The organism is Burkholderia oklahomensis C6786, from assembly GCF_000959365.1.
Lineage (GTDB): Bacteria > Pseudomonadota > Gammaproteobacteria > Burkholderiales > Burkholderiaceae > Burkholderia > Burkholderia oklahomensis.
In genome coordinates this window covers 2,870,572-2,889,815 of the sequence record NZ_CP009555.1, presented here as the reverse complement: position 1 = coordinate 2,889,815, position 19,244 = coordinate 2,870,572, and the positions used below count along the sequence as shown (strand labels likewise).

16 protein-coding genes, 2 tRNA genes and 1 pseudogene are annotated in these 19,244 nt (G+C 69.0%); 14 read left to right on the top strand and 5 right to left on the bottom strand.

Annotated elements, in window-relative coordinates; all coding sequences use genetic code 11:
* Window positions 1-80 precede the first annotated feature (80 nt).
* The 5 genes and pseudogenes from BG90_RS13050 (at window position 81) to BG90_RS13030 (ending at window position 2,573) form a co-directional block, all read left to right on the top strand.
* Window positions 81-156, top strand: a tRNA-Asn gene (locus BG90_RS13050).
* Between the two features lie 86 nt (window positions 157-242).
* Window positions 243-318 (top strand) — tRNA-Asn (locus BG90_RS13045).
* A 137-nt stretch (window positions 319-455) separates the two neighbouring features.
* Complete coding sequence (locus BG90_RS13040; protein WP_010105399.1) at window positions 456-938, top strand: CreA family protein; 483 nt, start codon at window positions 456-458, stop codon at window positions 936-938.
* A gap of 37 nt (window positions 939-975) precedes the next feature.
* Window positions 976-1,426, top strand: a pseudogene (locus BG90_RS13035) (AraC family ligand binding domain-containing protein); the annotation flags it as partial.
* A gap of 361 nt (window positions 1,427-1,787) precedes the next feature.
* Complete coding sequence (locus tag BG90_RS13030; protein WP_010105404.1) at window positions 1,788-2,573, top strand: DUF4088 family protein; 786 nt, start codon at window positions 1,788-1,790, stop codon at window positions 2,571-2,573.
* Between the two features lie 186 nt (window positions 2,574-2,759).
* On the opposite strand, the gene BG90_RS13025 is transcribed toward BG90_RS13030, so the two are convergent.
* Window positions 2,760-3,275 (bottom strand): hypothetical protein, encoded by a 516-nt coding sequence (locus tag BG90_RS13025; RefSeq protein ID WP_025989929.1) that lies wholly within the window; start codon window positions 3,273-3,275, stop codon window positions 2,760-2,762.
* A 306-nt stretch (window positions 3,276-3,581) separates the two neighbouring features.
* Between BG90_RS13025 and BG90_RS13020 the strand changes: the two genes are divergently transcribed.
* The 3 genes from BG90_RS13020 to fumC all read left to right on the top strand — a co-directional run bounded on the left by BG90_RS13020 (window position 3,582) and on the right by fumC (window position 7,263).
* Entirely contained in the window at window positions 3,582-3,803 is a 222-nt protein-coding gene (locus BG90_RS13020; RefSeq protein WP_010105407.1) for an RNA-binding S4 domain-containing protein, read from the top strand.
* A gap of 123 nt (window positions 3,804-3,926) precedes the next feature.
* The gene (locus tag BG90_RS13015; protein WP_010116396.1) at window positions 3,927-5,321 is read left to right on the top strand and encodes an MATE family efflux transporter; all 1,395 of its coding nucleotides are present in this window, start codon (window positions 3,927-3,929) and stop codon (window positions 5,319-5,321) included.
* A gap of 547 nt (window positions 5,322-5,868) precedes the next feature.
* Entirely contained in the window at window positions 5,869-7,263 is a 1,395-nt protein-coding gene (gene fumC / locus BG90_RS13005; protein ID WP_010116398.1) for a class II fumarate hydratase, read from the top strand.
* A gap of 402 nt (window positions 7,264-7,665) precedes the next feature.
* Here the strand turns inward: fumC and BG90_RS13000 are convergent, their stop codons facing one another.
* Window positions 7,666-8,172 carry an acyl-CoA thioesterase gene (locus BG90_RS13000; RefSeq protein WP_010105411.1) on the bottom strand — a complete coding sequence of 169 codons (507 nt, stop codon included), beginning with the start codon at window positions 8,170-8,172 and terminating at the stop codon, window positions 7,666-7,668.
* A gap of 150 nt (window positions 8,173-8,322) precedes the next feature.
* On the bottom strand, window positions 8,323-8,553 hold the full coding sequence (locus BG90_RS31105) for a hypothetical protein (protein WP_010116404.1): 231 nt from the start codon (window positions 8,551-8,553) through the stop codon (window positions 8,323-8,325).
* Window positions 8,554-8,675: 122 nt separating this feature from the next.
* Here BG90_RS31105 and BG90_RS12995 point away from each other — a divergent pair, with 122 nt between their 5' ends.
* Both BG90_RS12995 and BG90_RS12990 read left to right on the top strand, forming a co-directional pair.
* Window positions 8,676-9,386 carry an ArsR/SmtB family transcription factor gene (locus BG90_RS12995; RefSeq protein WP_010116406.1) on the top strand — a complete coding sequence of 237 codons (711 nt, stop codon included), beginning with the start codon at window positions 8,676-8,678 and terminating at the stop codon, window positions 9,384-9,386.
* A 161-nt stretch (window positions 9,387-9,547) separates the two neighbouring features.
* Window positions 9,548-12,109, top strand: coding sequence for a DUF6600 domain-containing protein (locus BG90_RS12990; protein ID WP_045568159.1), 2,562 nt, complete (start codon window positions 9,548-9,550; stop codon window positions 12,107-12,109).
* Window positions 12,110-12,190: 81 nt separating this feature from the next.
* Here the strand turns inward: BG90_RS12990 and BG90_RS12985 are convergent, their stop codons facing one another.
* Window positions 12,191-13,162 carry a thymidylate synthase gene (locus tag BG90_RS12985; RefSeq protein ID WP_010116424.1) on the bottom strand — a complete coding sequence of 324 codons (972 nt, stop codon included), beginning with the start codon at window positions 13,160-13,162 and terminating at the stop codon, window positions 12,191-12,193.
* 56 nt (window positions 13,163-13,218) lie between these two features.
* Window positions 13,219-14,604: a sigma-54 dependent transcriptional regulator gene (locus BG90_RS12980; protein ID WP_010116425.1), complete on the bottom strand. Its 1,386-nt coding sequence runs from the start codon at window positions 14,602-14,604 to the stop codon at window positions 13,219-13,221.
* A 523-nt stretch (window positions 14,605-15,127) separates the two neighbouring features.
* On the opposite strand from BG90_RS12980, the gene BG90_RS37315 reads away from it, so the two are divergent.
* The 4 genes from BG90_RS37315 (at window position 15,128) to BG90_RS12960 (ending at window position 19,079) form a co-directional block, all read left to right on the top strand.
* On the top strand, window positions 15,128-15,499 hold the full coding sequence (locus tag BG90_RS37315; protein WP_025989931.1) for a hypothetical protein: 372 nt from the start codon (window positions 15,128-15,130) through the stop codon (window positions 15,497-15,499).
* A gap of 64 nt (window positions 15,500-15,563) precedes the next feature.
* Window positions 15,564-16,277 carry a hypothetical protein gene (locus BG90_RS36145; protein WP_157135622.1) on the top strand — a complete coding sequence of 238 codons (714 nt, stop codon included), beginning with the start codon at window positions 15,564-15,566 and terminating at the stop codon, window positions 16,275-16,277.
* Entirely contained in the window at window positions 16,277-17,062 is a 786-nt protein-coding gene (locus BG90_RS31090) for a hypothetical protein (protein WP_025989933.1), read from the top strand. The genes BG90_RS36145 and BG90_RS31090 overlap by 1 nt, the downstream gene beginning before the upstream one ends.
* A 619-nt stretch (window positions 17,063-17,681) precedes the next feature.
* Window positions 17,682-19,079, top strand: coding sequence for a sigma-54 dependent transcriptional regulator (locus tag BG90_RS12960; protein WP_010116433.1), 1,398 nt, complete (start codon window positions 17,682-17,684; stop codon window positions 19,077-19,079).
* The last annotated feature ends 165 nt before the right edge of the window (window positions 19,080-19,244 follow it).

Sequence of the window (19,244 nt, the reverse complement as noted above, 5' to 3'; positions counted from 1 at the left end):
GCCGCACGACGCATGCCGATGCTCAAAGGTATTGACAGATCGGCCAGTGCCTCATAAAATCTCATTTCTCTGCTGTTTGTTCCCCGATAGCTCAGTCGGTAGAGCGCCGGACTGTTAATCCGTAGGTCCCTGGTTCGAGCCCAGGTCGGGGAGCCAAGAATTGCAAAGGCCCGTGCATACGGGCTTTTTCATGGCCGCCCTCATTTGCCGTCCCGGGCGTCAAGCATGCCGAATCGTTTTATTCCCCGATAGCTCAGTCGGTAGAGCGCCGGACTGTTAATCCGTAGGTCCCTGGTTCGAGCCCAGGTCGGGGAGCCAGCTTCGAAGGCCCGTCGTTCGCGACGGGCCTTTTTGCTTTTCCCCCTGGGTTTTTCGTTGCGCCGCGCACCGTCGCGCCGGCGGAGGCGTGCTAGAGTCGTGCTCTGCTTCTCGCCACGTCCCCAGATTCGCCGCCGATGAAAAACCGTTACTTCGCCGTCCTCGCGACCTGCGCCGCCCTCTTCTCGATCGCCTCGTCGGCCGCGCGCGGCGAGGAAGTGGCGAGCGTCAACACCAACTTCCGCCTGACGGGCTCCGACCGCGTCGTCGTCGAAGCGTACGACGACCCGCTCGTCAACGGCGTCACCTGCTACGTGTCGCGCGCGCGCACGGGCGGCATCAAGGGCACCCTCGGCCTCGCCGAAGATCCGACCGAGGCGTCGATCGCGTGCCGGCAGGTCGGCCCGATCCGCTTCACCGAGCCGCTCAGGCAGCAAACCGACGTGTTCAGCGAACGGATGTCGTTCGTCTTCAAGACGCTGCACGTCGTGCGCGTCGTCGACAAAAAGCGCAACACGCTCGTCTATCTGACCTATAGCGACCGGATCGCGACGGGCAGCCCGAAGAACAGCGTGACCGCGGTGCCCGTGCCGGCCGGCACGCCGATTCCGGTCAGATAACGGGCGCGCCCGCTTCGGCCGACCGTCCGCCGCCGTCATGCGCGCCGAATACCCGCGCGAACATGTCCGCTACTGGCGCACGCCGCTGCTGCCGGATGCGGATTTCGTCACGGCGACCTATCGCGACCACGCGTTCGCGCCGCACTGGCACGACGCCTACACGATTCCCGTCATCGAGGCGGGCGCCGAGCGCTACACGTGCCGCGGCGGCGCCTACGTCGCCGACACGGGCTCGATCCCCGTCATCAATCCCAGCGAAATCCATACCGGCTCGCGTGCGGCCGAAGACGGCTGGCGCTATCGCGTGAGCTACGTGCCCGTCGACTTCATCCATGCGCTCGCCGACGAGATCGCCGGCACGCCGCAGCCCGCGCCCTGGTTCAGGCTCGACGTCATCCACGACGCGGATCTTGCCGCGCGGCTCGTCGTCGCGCACCGGCTGATGGAGGCAAGCGGCACGACGGCGCTGCGTGCGGCGGCCGATCGTGCGGATCATGCGCGGCTCAGAGCGGACCTTGCGCCGGCCGGCGGCGGCGCTTCGGCTTCGCGCGTCGCGGGCGGCCCGCCGTGGGGCGCGATCCCGCCGCACGGCTGGCTGCCCGGCTGAGCCGCGCTCCATCGCCGGGCGCGGCATCGGCGCGCACGGGCCTCAAGTTCTCGCACGGGCAGCCGTTAAGAGGATGAAGCCCCGCGCCCGGCGACAGGATCCGGTCCATCGATGCAGCCCGACGCCGCGACCACCGACGGCCCGCCCGCCGATCCGCGCAGCCGACACGCGGCCTGCCCACGTCGGCTGCGCGCGGGCGAAAGCGCCGGGCAAACCGACCGGCATCGAGCATCGAGATAGACATGGGCCAGATCACTCTCACTCTGAAAGACGACACCGTCGCTTCCTTGCGCAAAGACTTCGACGCGTTCGTGCGCGTGTCGCTCAAGCTCGATCCGCAATTCGTCACGCCGTCGTTCGAGGATTTCCTGCGCGCGAAGCTGCTCGACAGCATGGTGCCGCTCACCGAGCACGCGGTGCAGCGGCTCCTGCAAGGCGGCCAGTATGCGTGGGCGAAGCGCACGCTCGACAAGGAGTTTCCGGACGTCCTCACGATCCTGATCCGGCAGGCGGGCGAATTCGGTTTCGGCTTCGCGTCGCGTTCCGAATGGACGCCCGACGAGCTCGCGAAAGCGTGCCGCGACTGGGCGGCCGCCGTCGTGTCCGGCGCGCAGGGCGACGCGGCGCTCGTCGATCCGCTCGCCGCGCAGATCAAGGCGGCCGTCACCGACATCCAGACGCTCGAGGAACGGATGCAGACGCCCGCGTGGCGGCTCGCCGAATCGCTGCGGCAACGCGTGTACGAGGCGAAGCTCGCATGCGAGATGAGCGTCGGCAGCATCGCGCGCGAAAAGCTCGGCGAGCTGCGCGGACTGCTCAGGCTCGGCATCGCGCACGGCTCGTTCCAGAAGCAGGAAGCGCAGCAGATCATGGAATACCTGCGGCTCCTGAAGCCCGAACTCTTCGTCGAAGAGCCGTACGACGTTTTCACACGGATCGCCGCTTGGCTGCGCAGCGTGTTCATGGTCGCGACGCCCGCGCGCGGCGCGCAGAACGCGTCGCAGCCGCAGGGCCGGCGCCGCCCGTAACGCGCGGCGCGCTCGCCGAGTCGCGCGGATTCGCATGCGCGAAACGAAAACGAAACGGACAAACGAAACGGCCCGGACCGCATGATGCGGTCCGGGCCGTCGTCCATCGGTCGACGCTCGACGCGCCGGGCGGGCCTTCCGGGGCGAACCGCCCGCGCGCGCCGCGCGCCTGCCGACAGCGCCTGCTTACTGGCTCGCGCCGGCCTTCACGCCGCCGTTGACGGACAGCGAGCCGTTCGCACCGCCCGCCACGCCCTTGGCGAGACCGCCCGCCGCGCCCGCAACGCCGCCGACCGCATTGCCGGCCGTGCTCGTCGCGCCGTTCACGACGTTGCCCGCTGCGCTCGTCGTGCCATTGACGACGTTGCCCGCCGTGCTCGTCGCACCGTCGACCATGCCGCTCGCCTTCGTCTTCGCGTCGGCGCCGACTTCGGCCGCTTCGTCAGCCTTCGCCTTGGCCTTGGCCTTCGCGTGCTTCACGTGCTTCTTCGCCGAATGCTTGGCAGCGTTCGCCGCCGCTTCCGGCGATGCAGCCGCGTCGCCGCCCGCGCTCAGCTGTGCGCTTGCGCCTGCCGTCTGGCCGAGCACGTCGGCCGAGCCGCCGACCGAACCTTGCGTCGCCACGCCGGCCGTCTGCGCAAAAGCGGTCGTCGCCATCGCCGCCACCGCGGCACCGATCAGCATTGCACGAATCTTGGACATCGCAATTCTCCTCAACAAAGTCGTTGGAACGGCATACCTTCGAAGGCCGCCGCTATGGGCCCGCCGCAACATGCAGCGAGTCCGTGTACAGACCGGCCGATTTCGTTCGCAGTTCGCCGTTCTCGACAACTGTTACCCACCGTTTCAATTGCTGACGAGTTCGACACACTCGCTTACATGCGACGGCCTCGCATGCGCGAAACCCTGAAAACATTTGACGCGGACCTTACACCGCGAGCGCCGCGCTTCGCTTATGATGCGATGCCGCCGTCGAGCGGCGCGCTCTCCTTTCCCGCTTTCATTGCCATGCCCAATCTGGATTTCACGCTGACCGGCGAATTCGTCGAACTGCATAATCTGCTCAAGCTCACCGGACTCGCGGACAGCGGCGGCTCGGCGAAGGTGATCGTCGCGTCGGGCGCCGTGAAGGTCGACGGCGCGGTCGAGTTGCGCAAGACCTGCAAGATCCGCGCGGGCCAGGTCGTACTGTTCGGCGACACGCGCATCGCCGTGCACGGCGCGTCGTAGCGAGCCCCTGTCGGCCGTGAGGCCATCGGCGCGCTCCATCGACAGCGCTCGCGGAAACTCGTAAGCTGATCGTTTCCCAAAAATAAGCAATGCGCGGGCAGGCCGTCCGCGCGAACGCGTCCCATGTCGCCTACCGGTTTCACGCGAGCGGCCGCAACGCCGCCGCCCACCCTGTCCCGTCATGCCGCCGATACGGCGCGCCTCGCCGCGCCGCTCGCGATCGCGCAACTCTCGCAAATGGCGATGAGCGTCACCGACACCGTGCTGCTCGGCTCGCTCGGCCCCGACGCGCTCGCGGCGGGCGGCCTCGGCGCGAATCTGTTCTTCGTCGTCGTCACGCTGCTGCAGGGCGTGCTGACGTCGGTCAGCGTGAGCGTCGCGCACGCGCGCGGCGCGAAGGCCGAGCATCGCGTGCCGCACATCTACTGGACGGGCTTCGCGCTGTCGCTGCTGCTCGCGCTTCCGGCATTCGTGCTGCTGTCGTTCGCGGAGCCGCTCCTGCGCGCGTTCGGCGAGCCGGCGACGCTCGCGCGCAACGTCGGCGAATACGCGGCCGTACTGCGCTTCGCGGCGCCAGGCAGCCTGATCGGCGTCGGGCTGATGCGCTCGTTCCTGCCCGCGATCGGCGCCGCGAAACGGCTGCTGTGGGTGTCGCTCGCGGGCGTCGGCATCAACGCATTCCTCAACTACGGCCTCATTCACGGCGCATTCGGGCTGCCGCGGCTCGGCTTCCTCGGCTCCGCGACCGCGACGTCGATCACGATCTGGCTCTCCGCGCTCACGCTCGTCGCGCTGCTGCACGGACGGCCGACGTTCAAGCACTTCGTCGCCGCCACGCGGCCGCGGCTGCCGCTGATGGGCGAGCTGTTCGGCATCGGCTGGCCGGTCGCGATCACGTACGGCGTCGAGTCGACGCTCTTCCTCGCGACGGGCTTGACGGTCGGCGTGCTCGGCGAGTCGTCGCTCGCCGCGCACCAGATCGCGCTCAACGTCGCGTCGGTCGCGTTCATGGTGCCGCTCGCGATCGGCCAGGCGGCGAACGTGCGCGTCGGCTACTGGGCGGGCGCCGGCGCGCCCGTCGCCGCGCGGCACGCGGGCTTCGTCGCGCTCGGGCTCGGCATCGCGTTCATGTCGCTGTCGGGGCTCGCGCTGATCGTCGCACCGCATGCGATCGTCGGTCTCTATCTGAAGCTCGACGATCCCGCGAACGCGCACACGGTCGCGCTCGCGACGTCGCTGCTCGGGATCGCCGCCGTGTTCCAGATCGTCGACGGGATGCAGACGGTCGGCTCCGGCTGCCTGCGCGGCCTGAAGGACACGCGCGTGCCGATGCTCGCCGCGACGCTCGGCTATTGGGGCATCGGCTTTCCGACCGGCTACTGGTTCGCGTTCCACGCGGGCCTCGGCGCACGCGGGCTGTGGTGGGGGCTCGCGGCCGGGCTCGCGAGCGTCGCCGTGCTGATGACTTGGCGGTTCCATCGGAAAAGCGCGGCGCTCGGCGCGCGGGCGGGCGCTTGAGCGCCTGAAGTTCGCGCTTCGGCACTGGCGCGTCGGCATGTTGGCGCAGACGAACACGGCGACAACGGACCGAGCAAGCGGTCGTTCGAAGCGGCGAGCCGTCACATGCCGGTTTCGTCGGCGGTTGCGGGACGATCGCACGCGCCATCGCGCCGCGGATAAACCGACGCGCACGATCCCCGCTCGTCGCCGCCCTCGAATCGAGTCGCGACGATTGACCGCGTACGCGTCGAGAAGCCGACGGACGTCACCGTGCATCGCGTTCGCGCCTCGTGCCGCCCCATGCGGGACGACCGTGCCCGTCCTCCGCCGGACGCGCCGCGACTTGCGTTCGTCACGCAATGGCGAACGTCGCGACGCTCGTGCGCACCGCCCCGCCCTCCCCGGATTTCCCCGCGCATCGACCGCCGATGACGCGCGACGCGGCACGAAATCGCGCACGGCGCTATGCTCTCCTGTCTGAGGACGCCGTCGCGAGAACGGCCCCGTCCCCGCATGCGCATTGCGCCGCGCCCGCGCGGCGTCCCTCTATTCTGAAGGAGCAATCATGAGCGAAGCAGTACGGATGGAGCGCGACACGTTCGGTGAAATCGCCGTGCCCGCGGCCCGGCTATGGGGCGCGCAAACGCAGCGCTCGCTGCAGAACTTCAAGATCTCGACCGAGAAGCAATCGCCCGAGCTGATTCATGCGCTCGCGCTGATCAAGCGCGCGGCGGCCGCCGTCAATCTCGAGCTCGGCGTGCTCGCGCAAGACAAGGCGAACGCGATCATCGCCGCCGCCGACGAGATCGTCGCGGGCCGGCATCCCGACGAATTCCCGCTCGCGGTCTGGCAAACGGGTTCGGGCACGCAGACGAACATGAACCTGAACGAAGTGATCGCGAACCGCGCGAGCGAGCTGCTCGGCGGCGAACGCGGCGAGAGCCGCAAGGTGCATCCGAACGACGACGTCAATCGCGGCCAGTCGTCGAACGACGTATTCCCGACCGCGATGCACGTCGCCGCCGCGCGCGCGATCGTCTCGCATCTGCTGCCCGCGCTGCGCACGCTGCGCACGACGCTCGACGCGAAGGCGACCGCGTTCGCCGACATCGTGAAGATCGGCCGCACGCATCTGCAGGACGCGACGCCGCTCACGCTCGGCCAGGAATTCTCCGGCTACGTCGCGCAGCTCGATCAGGGGATCCGCCACGTCGAAGCGGCGCTGCCGCATCTGTACGAGCTCGCGCAAGGCGGCACGGCGGTCGGCACGGGTCTCAACGCGCATCCGCGGTTCGCCGCGGGCGTCGCGGCCGAGATCGGCCGGCTCACCGCGCTGCCGTTCGTCAGCGCGCCAAACAAGTTCGAAGTGATGGCCGCGGCCGACGCGCTCGTGTTCGCGCACGGCGCGCTGAAGACCGTCGCCGCGAGCCTGATGAAGATCGCGAACGACATCCGCTGGCTCGCGAGCGGCCCGCGCTGCGGGCTCGGCGAGCTGTCGATCCCGGAGAACGAGCCGGGCAGCTCGATCATGCCGGGCAAGGTCAATCCGACCCAGTCCGAAGCGGTGACGATGCTGTGCTGCCAGGTGTTCGGCAACGACGTCGCGGTGAACTTCGGCGGCGCGAGCGGCAATTTCGAGCTGAACGTGTTCCGGCCGATGATCGCGCACAACGTGCTGCAATCGGTGCGGCTGCTGGCGGACGGCGCGCAGAGCTTCAACGATCACTGCGCGGTCGGCATCGAGCCGAATCGTCCGCGCATCGACGCGCTGCTCAACGAATCGCTGATGCTCGTGACGGCGCTCAATCCGCACATCGGCTATGACAAGGCCGCGCAGATCGCGAAGAACGCGCACAAGGAAGGCACGACGCTCAAGGCCGCCGCGCTCGCGCTCGGCTACGTGACCGAAGCGCAGTTCGACGAATGGGTGCGGCCGGAGAAGATGGTCGGCAAGGACTGACGACGACGCGTGACGCACGGCCGGCGGTCGGCGGTCGGCGTGGCCGCGCGTCGCGCGCGCTTGCGCTACGCAGGCGCGGCGGCGGCAGATCGGGTGCGGATGCCGGGTTCGATCGTCGCCGCTCGATCGCCGCTGATTGATCGCCGCTGATTGAATGTCGCCGCTCGAACGCTGCCTGGACCGACCCAGCGATCTCGCATCCGCTCGCGACACGCGATCGAGCGCCGTCGGACAACAAGCAGCACATGCGCGGCAGGCTTTGCACACCGCATCGCCCATCGCATCGCGCTTCACCGCCGCCAACGAAAAACGCCGCGAGCAATCGCGGCGTCTTCGCATCGATGCGACCGGCGTCCCGCGCTCACGCACCCGTTCGGGCGCGCGACGAACGCCGATGCGCGCTCACACTTCCCCTTTCGCGACTTCCTCGGGCTTGAGCTCGACGATCTTGTCGAGCGCGGTCCGCACGTCCATCGCATATTGCGCGAGCCGCTTCTGCTCGTCGGTGACGGGCACGAACGGCGGCACCGGCACCGGGTTGCCGTTCTCGTCGACCGCGACGAACACGACGAGGCAATCGGTCGTCTGGCGCAGCACGCCGCCCTTCGGATCGCCCGCGTGCACCGACACGTGGATGTGCATGCTCGTGCGGCCCGTCGCGACGACGCGCGCCTTCAGCTCGACGAGATTGCCGACGAGGATCGGCCGCTGGAAGCGGATGTTGCCGACGCTCACCGTCACGCAATAGCGGCTCGACCAGATCGCCGCGCACGCGTACGCGGTCTCGTCGATCCATTTCATCAGCGCGCCGCCGTGCACCTTGCCGCCGAAGTTCACGGACGTCGGCTCGGCGAGGAAGCGGAAAACGGTCTCGGTGCGATCAAGCGGCGCGGGGGGCGTGGCGGGCATCTCGGCTGGCTCCAGTTCTGCGGGGTGACGGTGTGGCGGGAAAGGAGACGATTATACGTTGCGCTGCGACATAGCGCCGCGCCCGCCGCTGCCCCGGCGACGCGCTCGGCATTTGCTCGCGGCCGCGGCCGCGGAATTCGCGTCGCGCCGTCAATTGCGGATCGTCACGCCCTGATCGATCGTGCCGTACATCTCGATGCGGCTCGTGCCGGCGCCGGACGCGTCGGCGCCGCCGGATGCGCAGCCTGCGCAGAGGATGACCGCAATGAGGGTTGCAACAAGCGTTTTCATCGGAACGAGCATCAGCGGATGGCGCGGCGCGCCGGCGAGTGGTCGAACGTCGCATTCTACGCGCGCCGCCGTGGCGGCCGCCGAAGCCAAGGCCAAGCACCCGCGATGCGGCGGCGCACGCGGCGATGCGCATTCGACATTTCATCCGGGACCGAAACATCGAATGCGATCCGCGCCTACACTCGAAGCCATCTCCCCTCCGAGGTTCGACGATGTCCGTTTCCGATCGCCACCACCACTTTCCCGGCCTGAGCCGCCTCGGCGCGCTGCTCGCCGACCCCGGACGCGCCGCGATGCTCTGGGCGCTGATGGACGGCAGCGCGCGCCCCGCGGGCGAGCTGACGATGATCGCCGGGCTGTCGCCGTCGGCGGCGAGCGCGCATCTCGCGCGGCTCACGGACGGAGGTCTGCTCGCGCTCGACGTGCGCGGCCGCCATCGCTACTACCGGATCGCGTCGCCCGACATCGCCGCCGCGATCGAGGCGCTCGCGAACGTCGCGCAGGCGGCCGCGCCGCGTCGCCCGACCTCGCAGCCGGCGCGCACCGTGCCGCCCGACATGCGCTACGCGCGCACCTGCTACGACCACATGGCGGGCGAGCTCGCGGTGCAGGTGTTCGAGCGGCTGATGTCGCGCGGCTGGCTTGCGACGACGGACGGCGCGCTCGACGCGACCGCGGCGGGCGCCGCGCAGTTCGCGCAATGGGGAATCGACATCGGCGGCCAGCGCGCGAAGCGCCGCCGCTTCGCATGCACGTGCCCGGACTGGAGCGAGCGCCGTCCGCACCTGGGCGGCGCGCTCGGCGCGGCGCTCCTCGACAGCTTCTGCCGGCACGGCTGGATCGAGCACGCGGGCAAGCCGCGCGTGCTGCGCGTGACGCCCGCCGGCCGGCGCGAATTCGACGCGCTGCTTACCGGCGAATGACGCGCGCTTTCATCGTTCTGACGAATTCCCGTGCGCCGACAAGTCTTGTTACATGCACATCAAATCGCATAACAAAACGACTGTCCCTGAAACATACCGAGCGGATAGAGTGGATTCATACGGCGGGTGCCACGCCGGACAGAACAGAGACAACGATGACCATGCTTGCCGCTCGTAATCCGCTTGCGCTTTCGCGCATCGCCCGTCACACACTCATCGCCGTCGCCGCGCTCGCCGCGCTGCCGCCGGCCATCGCTCAGACCGTCGACGCGCCGCCCGCCGGCGTCGCCCGGCAAACGGGCGGCGATCCGCCGAGCCGCGTCGCGCGCCTCAACTACTTGTCCGGCGCCGTGACGACCGAGCCCGCGGGCGCGAGCGACTGGTCGTACGCGGCCGTCAACCGCCCGCTCACGACGGGCGACCAGCTGTGGAACGACTCGGGCGCGCGCTCCGAGCTGCACATCGGCTCGACCGCGGTGCGCCTCGGGCAGTCGACGAGCCTGTCGATCCTCAATCTCGACGACACGAACACGCAACTCAAGGTGCCGCTCGGCACGCTGTCGACGCACGTGCGCGAGCTGCCGCCCGGCACGTCGTACGAGATCGACACGCCGAACCTCGCGCTCGCCGTCGGCGCCCCCGGCGACTACCGCGTCGACGTCGCGCCCGACGGCTCGAGCACGACCGTCAGCGTGCGGCGCGGCAGCGCGACCGTCTACGGCGACGGCACGCAGATGCCGGTATCGGCCGGCCAGCGGGTCGTCTTCACGGGTACCGGGCTGCAGGTCGCGGACACGGGCGCCGTGCCGCCGCCCGACGGTCTCGACGACTGGGCCGCGAGCCGCGACGCCGCCGAGGAGCGCTCGGTGACGGCCCGCTACGTGTCGCGCGAAGTCCCGGGCTATCAGGATCTCGACGCAAACGGGACGTGGCGCGACGATCCCGATTACGGCGAAGTGTGGGTGCCGAGCGCGGTGCCCGCCGGCTGGGCGCCGTACCACACCGGCCACTGGATCTGGCAGGCGCCGTGGGGCTGGACCTGGGTCGACGACGAGCCGTGGGGCTTCGCACCGTACCACTACGGCCGCTGGGCGTACGTCGACGACTCGTGGGCATGGGTGCCGGGCCCGCTCGTCGTCAGTGCGCCGCCGTGCTACGCGCCTGCACTCGTCGCGTTCGTCGGCGGAGGCGGCGGCGGCTTCGACTGGAGCGTGGGCCTCGCGGTCGGCGGGATCGCCGCGGCGGGCGTCGCATGGTTCCCGCTCGGCCCGCACGACCCATGGCGGCCGAGCTGGGGCGGCTGGAGCCCGCGCTACTACCAGCACGTGAACCAGACGGTGATCGTGAACAACGTCAACAACATCAACGTCAACAAGACGGTGAACGTGACGAACATCACGAACATCCACAACACGTACGCGAACTTCCGTGCGCCGAACGCCGTGACGGCCGTGCCGGCGACCGCGTTCGTCCATGGGCAGCCGGTGTCGCGCTTCGCGCAGAAAGTCGATCCGCAGCAATGGCGCAACGCGCATATCGGCTCGGGCGCGCCCGGCGTCGCGCCGGTGCGGCAGAGCTTCAACGGCGCGCTGCGCAGCGCCGCGTACCGGCCGCCCGCGGCCGCCGAGCAGCGCTCGATCGTCGCGACGCGCAATCCGGTCGTGCCGGCCGCGTATCGCGACCAGCTCGCCGCGCATCTCGCGCAAAGCGGCGCGCGGGTGCCGGGCGCGGGCGCGCCCGTCGTGAAGACCGCGGTGCCGCCGAATTATGCGATGCGGCCCGTGCGTTCGCCCGAAAACACGGGCGCGCCGAACCGCTGGGCGATGCGCAACGTGCAGCTCGTCGACACGCACGCGCCCGTCGCGCAGCCGGGACGCGGATCGCAGGGCGGCGCCGGCAATCCGGCCGCGCGCGCGGGCGAGCGGCCGCAGCCGAACATGCCGCAGCCGAATGCGGCCCAACCGAATGCCGCCCAGCCGAACATCGCACGTCCCGGTATTCCGCGGCCGGGCGTCACGCAGCCGCACGCGCCTGCCGTTCCGGGTGCGCCGGGTGCGCCGGGCGGGCCGGGCGGGCCGGGCGGGCCGCAAAACACGATGCGACCGAATCCGGCGCCGTCGGTCAACAACAGCGTGCCGCGGCCGCCCGCGTTCGTCAACAACCCGGGCGCGCGCAGCGAAGCGCGCGCGCCGGGCGAAGCGCAGCGCCCGCAGCCGTCGTGGACGCAACCGCATCCGCCGATTGATCGGCAGCGCGCGAACGGCGACCAGCCTCGTGCGAACGGCTCGCCGAATCCGCCGCTCAATTACCGGTCGCCGACGCAAAACGCGGTGCCGCCGATCCGCTCGACGCCAACGCCCACGCACGCCCCTCAGCCCGCGCCGCAGCCTGCCGAGCGCGTGCAGCCGCAGCCGGCGGGACAAGCGCCTCGCAATGAAATGCGCGCCCCCGAAGCGCCGCGCAGCATGCCGCGCGAGACGCCGCGCCAGGAAGTCGCGCCGCCCGCGCCGCGCAACGAATATCGTGCGCCCGCTCCTGCGCCGCGCCCGCAGGTGGAAGCGCCGCGGATGCCGGCGCCGCGGATGGAGCCGCGTCCCGCGCCGCCGCCGCAAGCCGCGCCGCACAATCCGCCGCCCGCGCCGCGCCAGGAGCCGCCGCGCCAGGTGCGCCCGGATCAGCAGCATGGCTTCAATGCGCATCGCGAAGATCGCCGGCACGCGTAGCCGAGGCGCACCCCGCATCGACAAAAAACCCGCGAAAATCGCGGGTTTTTTGTATGAATCCGACGACGCGCCGCGCGTCGCTCAGACGGCCATCGGCGCGGTCAGCGGTTCGTGATGGCGATAGCCGACGAGCGAGAAATCCGACGGCTCGACGCGCTCGAGCCACTCCGGCTCGTACTGGCCCGTCTTCGCGCAATCGGGCACGCGCTCGGCGATCTCGAGCCGTGGGCTCTCGAACGGCTCGCGCTCGAGCTGCTGCTTCAGCATGTCGAGCTGATTCTCGTAGATGTGCGCATCGCCGATGAAGTACGTGAACCAGCGCGGCGTATAGCCCGTCAGCCGGCCGACGAGCGTCAGGAGCGCCGCGCCTTCCGCGAGATTGAACGGCGTGCCGAGCCCGACGTCGTTGCTGCGGATGTACAGGCACAGCGAGATCTCGCGCCGCTCGACGTTCGGCAGGAACTGGTACAGCAGATGACACGCGGGCAGCGCGATCTCGTCGAGCACCGCGGGGTTCCAGCCGTGAAACAAAATGCGGCGGCTCGACGGATCGCGCACGATCGTGTCGAGGCAGTCGCGCAATTGATCGATCGCCTTGTGAAGCAACACCTTGCGCGCGCCGCCCTCTTCGAATCGAGCGACGACGCGAAAGCCGCGCGACGTCGCATCGGCGATCTGCGCGTCGGCGTGCGCGTCGAGCACCTTGTAGCCCGGCCAGCACCGCCACTGAACGCCGTACACGTCGCCGAGATCGTCCTCGCCGCGACGATACGGATTCGCGAGCCACTGCGCGTTCTCATTCGCATTCGCGTCCCAGACCTTGCAGCCGAGCGCGCGGAAGTCGGCCGCGCTGCGCTTTGCGCGCAGGAAACCGACGAGCTCGCCGATCGCCGACTTGAACGCGAGCTTCTTCGTCGTCACGGCGGGAAAGCCCTGCTGCAGATCGAAGCGCAGCATCGCGCCGGGCATGCTGATCGTGCGTATGCCCGTGCGGTTGTTTTGCCAGGTGCCGGCGTCGAGAATGGTGCGAACGAGGTCGAGATACTGTTTCATGCGGGTTCCTCCGGCCGCGGGAAGCGGCCGTGCCCGCCATTTTAGCAAGGCCCGCGCTAGCAGGCCCGACGCAGGTCCCCGTCGCGCTTCGCGCGCGTGCCGCCGTCGTCGCGCATCCCGTACGCGCAGAGCAGCCGATAGAGCGTCACGCGCGACACGCCGAGCTCGCGCGCGGCGTCCGCGAGCCGGCCGCGATGCCGCAGCAGCGCGACTTCGATCGCGTGCCGCTCGGCGCCCTCGCGCGCCTCCTCGAGCGACATCGGCGCGACCTCCGCGTAGTTCGACAGCTCGAGATCGGCCGCGCTGATCATGCGCCCTTCCGACATCACGATCGCGCGCCGCACCCGGTTGATCAGCTCGCGCACGTTGCCCGGCCACGCGTAGTTGTGAAGCGACGCGATCGCGTCGGGCGTGAAGCCGCGCAGCCGCCGGTGCGCATCGCCCTTGAAGCGCTCGAGCATGTGCTTCGCGAGGATCTCGATGTCCTTGCCGCGCTCGCGCAGCGGCGGCTCCTCGAGCTTCAGCACGCACAGACGGTGATACAGGTCTTCGCGGAAGCGCCCGTTGCGCAACGCGACCTGCATGTCGACGTGCGTCGCGGAAATGATCCGCACGTCGACCGAAATCGACGCATGTCCGCCGACGCGCTCGACCTTGTGCTCCTGCAGGAAGCGCAGCAGGCTCGCCTGGCTCTCGAACGGCAGATCGCCGATCTCGTCGAGGAACAGCGTGCCGCCGTTCGCGGCTTCGATGCGGCCGATCTTGCGCTGGTTCGCGCCGGTGAACGCGCCGCGCTCGTAGCCGAACAGTTCGGCTTGCAGGAGCGTCGGCGGAATCGCGCCGCAATTGATCGCGACGAACGGCGCAGTCGCGCGCGCAGAGCGCTCGTGAATCGCGACCGCCGTCAGCTCCTTGCCGGTCCCCGATTCGCCGGAGATGAACACGGGCGCGTCGGTCGCGGCGACCTTGCGGATCATCTTGAAGAGCGCGAGCATCGCATCGCAGGTGCCGACCATCTCGCCTTCGTTGCGCACCGTCGCGGCGGCGGGCGCGAGCCCTTCCGACAGCGTGACCATCCCGTACGCGTGGCCGACCGACTCGACGATGCGCTCGCACTCGTAAGGCACCGTCACGTAATCGAAGCAGTAATCGCGCACGAGCCGGCGCACCGATTCTTCCTCCATCTGCCCCCGTCGTGTCATCGCGATCCAGCCGACGTTCGGCGTCTTCAGACTCGCTTCGAGCTCGCGCAATTCGGCGGCCCCGACTCCGCACGAAAAATCGAGCAACCCGCCGGCGATCACGCCTCGTGCGGCGGAACGCCGCATCTCGCGCGGCGAATCGACAACGTCGACCTGCCATTCATGCCGGTCGAAACAATGTTGCAGATCCGCATTCGGACGATGGGAATAGTAAATGAGATGCCTTGCCGCAACATCCATGACGCCACCCAGTCAATCGATTTGCGTCGCGCGGCCTGGCACAGGTGCGCGACGGAACCGAGCCGGGGCCTACGAGAAGAACTCGGCTCGTCATTTTTCACTTCCACTGGAACTGCGTTCCCCGTAGATCGACGCTTGGCTCGAAAATCAAAGGCGGCGGTCACGGCCGCCCTTCTTGGATCTGTGTTGTTTCAGCCTACTGACAAGCGTACGACAAAGCAAATGAATTAGATCATCTTTTTTCAGCACCGGCTGCGTTAAATAAATTGCATTCCTCTGCTGACATTCCGAAAGACTGTGTTTAACGATTCGCTTAATTCGTCGTGCGCTTGAATAGAAGATTAGATTAACCCATCAATTTTTGAATCAGCGGTATTCCCGAGTGGCCGTTTCAAAGCTGAAACGTTTTTCCCGCGTTTGGCCGTGCCCCGATTCGTCCGCGCATTCGTGCAGCCCGGTCAGTCAACGGATTGCGCGTGGTGGCATGCATTTCGCTCGATCTCCGACAAACCGGAGAGACGCCATGCGCATCGCCGCCTGTCTTGCCTATCAACCGCATTCCATCGTCACAGTGCTCGCTGCATTGTTTGCGGTGTTGTCGCCTTTCGTCGCAATCGCGCACGAAAACGATACGTATCGGAACTTTGATACATCGCCCATGCACGTCGCCGCGTCCGAATGGACCGAACGTTTCGTGCATGTCGATGCCGGCGTATTCGCGCGACAGCGCGAGCACGTGGCGGCTCCTGTTCCCGTCGCGACGCCGACGCCGCTCTTCGACCGCGGCGCGGCCGTGACGCTGTGGGACGAGATCGGGCCGCCGACACCGCTGCCCGTGCCGTCCGACGCGCAACGCACGATACGAAGCGACGGCGCGAGCTATACGAGGCAATGACGGACTCACGTGCGAAGAGCCAGGCCCGCCGCGACAAAACCACGTAATACGAAGAGGAGACGAGATGACTGTACTGCCCGACGCTTCGCAGCCGTCGTCGCGCCGCGCGTTGCGTGCCTTGCGGATCGGTTCCGCCGCCGCAATCGCGCATGCCGAGCCGATGGGCGCGGTTCCAGGCAGCGCGGCCTGCACGCATGCGATCGCATCGCGCGCCGCTCGTCGACATGCGTCGCGTATTCGTGATGATCACGACGACCACGACGATCGCAATCATCACGATGTCGCGGCCTCGCGCGCGCAGACGCGCCGCGCGAGCGCGGCCGATGCGCGAAGCACGCACGCCGCCGCTCTCCCCGGTTCGAAGCGCTCACGCATCTCGATCCGTCTCGCTCGGAACGGCGCATCGCATGCGACGACGAGCGCCGGATGCATCGCATTGCCGAACCCGCCGGGTTCGTCGCCCGCGCATCGGCATGCGGGCACCGCAGGTCTTCAGTGCCTCAGCGTCGCAAGCCGCACGCTGAGCGCGGAAGTGGAGACCGCCTCGGATAGCGAACTATCCGAGGCGGCCCCTAAACACGGAAGTCTGGGACAGCCGGCGGGGGGGCATGAAATGCAGCGGGCATTGCGCCACGGCGACGCGCTCGCGCATCTCATCGGAATCGTCCAGGTCGGCCAGATAGCCGGAGCCGTTCATGCAACGGCGAACGTTTTGGTGCTCCGTCCCCCGGCGGGCACTCTTTTTGACAGCAGCATCCATCCGTGTCGGAGCGTCTGATGAAATGCCTACTCGTTGCCACGGCGATGATGCTTGCGTCGGCAATCGGTTCCGCGTTCGCTTCGCCGCTCCCGCTCGCTCCACACGCCGCAACCGGCCTCGCGCCGCGCGCGGATCCGTCCCGCTGGCCGGCGCGCGCCGATCGCGTCGACGCAGCGCGCGACGGCCTCGCCGCGACGGCCGCCGACGATCGGCCGATCGCGCGGACGTCGCGCGTCTCGTGCGATATGCGCCGCCGCTGCGATTCGCATCGCACGCGATCCGCGCGCGATGTCGCGGGCGACGCGCAACTGCGCTCGCGCATTCCCGATCGAGGTCGCGCATCGATCGCTGCGCATAGATCGCCGCTTGTCGATTCATCGTTCGATCGTTCGGGCGATCCGCCGCGCGACGCGCACGAACCGTCGTCGTCGTCGACATCAAACCGCGCGATCGACTCGGGGCTCGGCGATTCGCATCACGCGCCTTCGATGCATGACGGCCGCTCGCTCGTCGCATCGAAGCGCGTCGTTCAGCCAAGCGAGCCGGATCGCGCGGCATACGTCTCGACGAACGCGAATGCGTCGGCGCCGGCGTACACGCCGCGACATTCGCCACGCATGCACGACGCCGACGGCATGGCGACACGTCGCATCGTCGCGCACGTTTTCCCGGCGCGGCGAGCGAGCGCACTCGTCGCGCCGGGCGCGCGCCGCGACGCGACGAACGCAATCGGCGGCATCGAAACGAAGACTGCCGGCGATGCCGGCAACTGGCAGGACAAACACTCGCGGTCGCCGCGCTGAAACGCAGCCGTCGACGATTTACCGGTGAATGCGCATCGCGCCGCCATGATCGCGGCGCGACGCGCAACGGGGGACCGACATGTCCGGGGAAACCGCGCCGACACCCGCTCGGCCAGCCGCCGCATTCGCGCGCCGCGCGTCGTGCGCGCGCGTCCTCGATCGTCTCGACGGCGATCGGCCGGGCACGGCCGACGACCACGCAGCACGGCTGCGTCAGCCGACACGACGCCGCCGGCGCGCTGACGTTTTCCGTGCGCCGCGCGACACATATCGCGCTCGACGCCACGAGCCCATCCCGACCGATTGCGCACGCGCCGCATCGGCGCGCGAGCCGAGCGCAAGCCGACCGGCTTCGATCCCCGCGCCGCGCGCCCGCTTCGATCGCACCTTCGATCGCACTCTCGATGCGCATCCGCCGACACTCGCGGCCATCGCGCCCGACAACGCACGTGACGCGCCGCGAGCCGCGATCGGCACGCACGTTCCCAACACGTTCCGAACAACATCCATGCAGAGGTGCATCGTGCACGACTCCCGTCCCTACTCCGATTGCACGCCGCCCGGTCACGCCGCGCATTCCTCGGCCGCATCGACCGATCCGACCGCGGACGAGCCGGCCATGCGCCAGCTCGTCTACCTGTCGCGCACGCCCGACACGACGCTCGTCGAACATCTGCGCGCACGGCGCTGGAACGTGCACGTCGCGCACTCGGCGAACGAAGCGGCGCGTCGTGTGAAGCCGAACCAGCCGCAGGCGGGGATCGCGGATCTCGACGGTTTCGCGCCGCGCGAGCTGCCGACGGTCGAATCGGTGCTGCGGCAACAGCAGGTCGGCTGGATCGCACTCGCGGGCGACACGCGCATCAACGATCCCGACGTGCGCCGGCTGATTCGTCAGTACTGCTTCGACTACACGCAAGGCCCACCGCCGCACGCGACGATCGATTATCTCGTCGGCCACGCATACGGGATGGTCGCGCTGTGCGATCTGAATTTCGCGGCGGGCGTCGCCCAGGCGACGGGCGACGAGATGGTCGGCGCATGCGACGCGATGCAGCAGCTGTTCCGGATGATCCGCAAGGTCGCCGCAACCGACGCGACCGTGTTCATCTCCGGCGAATCCGGCACCGGCAAGGAGCTGACCGCGCTCGCGATCCACGAGCGCTCGGAGCGCCGCAAGGCACCGTTCGTCGCGATCAACTGCGGCGCGATTCCGCATCATTTGCTGCAGTCCGAGCTATTCGGCTACGAGCGCGGCGCGTTCACGGGCGCAAACCAGCGCAAGATCGGCCGTGTCGAAGCGGCCGACGGCGGCGCGCTGTTCCTCGACGAGATCGGCGACATGCCGCTCGAAAGCCAGGCGAGCATGCTGCGCTTCCTGCAGGAAGGCAAGATCGAGCGCCTCGGCGGACACGAGTCGATTGCGGTCGACGTGCGGATCATCTCCGCGACGCACGTCGATCTCGAAACCGCGATGCGCGAAGGCCGCTTCCGCGAAGACCTGTTTCACCGGCTGTGCGTGCTGAAGCTCGAGGAGCCGCCGCTGCGCGCGCGCGGCAAGGACATCGAAATCCTCGCGCATCACATCCTGCATCGGTTCAGGAGCGACGGCGCGCGCCGGATTCGCGGCTTCACGTCGTGCGCGGTCGAAGCGATGTACAACTACCAGTGGCCCGGCAACGTGCGCGAACTGATCAACCGGATCCGGCGCGCGATCGTGATGTCCGACGGCCGCCAGCTATCGGCTGCCGATCTCGATCTCGCGCCGTACGCGACGCGCCAGGCGACGACGCTCGCCGAGGCGCGCGAGCGCGCCGAGCGCCGGACGATCGAAGCGTCGCTGCTGCGGCATCGCCACCGCCTGACGGAGGCGGCGGCCGAGCTCGGCGTGTCGCGCGCGACGCTGTATCGGCTGATGGTGTCGCACGGGCTGCGCGAGCTGTCGTGGGGCGCCGCGCATCGGCCGGGCGCGAGCGCCGCCGCCGCCGACGACGACGACGAAGCCGACCGCACCTGACATGCGCGTTCCGCGCACGCGGCGCGGCGAGCGGGATGCCCGCCGCCGCACATGCCGCGCGCGAAGCAGCATTCGGGCCGACGTGCGGTGCAAACGCCGCCCATCGCGCGCCGCCGAACGAAGCAGGCACGGCGAGCGAGGCGCGATCGCACGCCGTGCGATCCG

What these genes read in the sequence shown, in the direction of transcription:
- BG90_RS13040 (WP_010105399.1), top strand. Translation starts at nt 456, where the DNA reads ATGAAAAACCGTTACTTCGCCGTCCTCGCGACCTGCGCCGCCCTCTTC.
- BG90_RS13030 (WP_010105404.1), top strand. Translation starts at nt 1,788, where the DNA reads ATGGGCCAGATCACTCTCACTCTGAAAGACGACACCGTCGCTTCCTTG.
- BG90_RS13025 (WP_025989929.1), bottom strand. Translation starts at nt 3,275, where the DNA reads ATGTCCAAGATTCGTGCAATGCTGATCGGTGCCGCGGTGGCGGCGATG.
- BG90_RS13020 (WP_010105407.1), top strand. Translation starts at nt 3,582, where the DNA reads ATGCCCAATCTGGATTTCACGCTGACCGGCGAATTCGTCGAACTGCAT.
- BG90_RS13015 (WP_010116396.1), top strand. Translation starts at nt 3,927, where the DNA reads ATGTCGCCTACCGGTTTCACGCGAGCGGCCGCAACGCCGCCGCCCACC.
- fumC (WP_010116398.1), top strand. Translation starts at nt 5,869, where the DNA reads ATGAGCGAAGCAGTACGGATGGAGCGCGACACGTTCGGTGAAATCGCC.
- BG90_RS13000 (WP_010105411.1), bottom strand. Translation starts at nt 8,172, where the DNA reads ATGCCCGCCACGCCCCCCGCGCCGCTTGATCGCACCGAGACCGTTTTC.
- BG90_RS12995 (WP_010116406.1), top strand. Translation starts at nt 8,676, where the DNA reads ATGTCCGTTTCCGATCGCCACCACCACTTTCCCGGCCTGAGCCGCCTC.
- BG90_RS12990 (WP_045568159.1), top strand. Translation starts at nt 9,548, where the DNA reads ATGCTTGCCGCTCGTAATCCGCTTGCGCTTTCGCGCATCGCCCGTCAC.
- BG90_RS12985 (WP_010116424.1), bottom strand. Translation starts at nt 13,162, where the DNA reads ATGAAACAGTATCTCGACCTCGTTCGCACCATTCTCGACGCCGGCACC.
- BG90_RS12980 (WP_010116425.1), bottom strand. Translation starts at nt 14,604, where the DNA reads ATGGATGTTGCGGCAAGGCATCTCATTTACTATTCCCATCGTCCGAAT.
- BG90_RS37315 (WP_025989931.1), top strand. Translation starts at nt 15,128, where the DNA reads ATGCGCATCGCCGCCTGTCTTGCCTATCAACCGCATTCCATCGTCACA.
- BG90_RS36145 (WP_157135622.1), top strand. Translation starts at nt 15,564, where the DNA reads ATGACTGTACTGCCCGACGCTTCGCAGCCGTCGTCGCGCCGCGCGTTG.
- BG90_RS31090 (WP_025989933.1), top strand. Translation starts at nt 16,277, where the DNA reads ATGAAATGCCTACTCGTTGCCACGGCGATGATGCTTGCGTCGGCAATC.
- BG90_RS12960 (WP_010116433.1), top strand. Translation starts at nt 17,682, where the DNA reads ATGCGCCAGCTCGTCTACCTGTCGCGCACGCCCGACACGACGCTCGTC.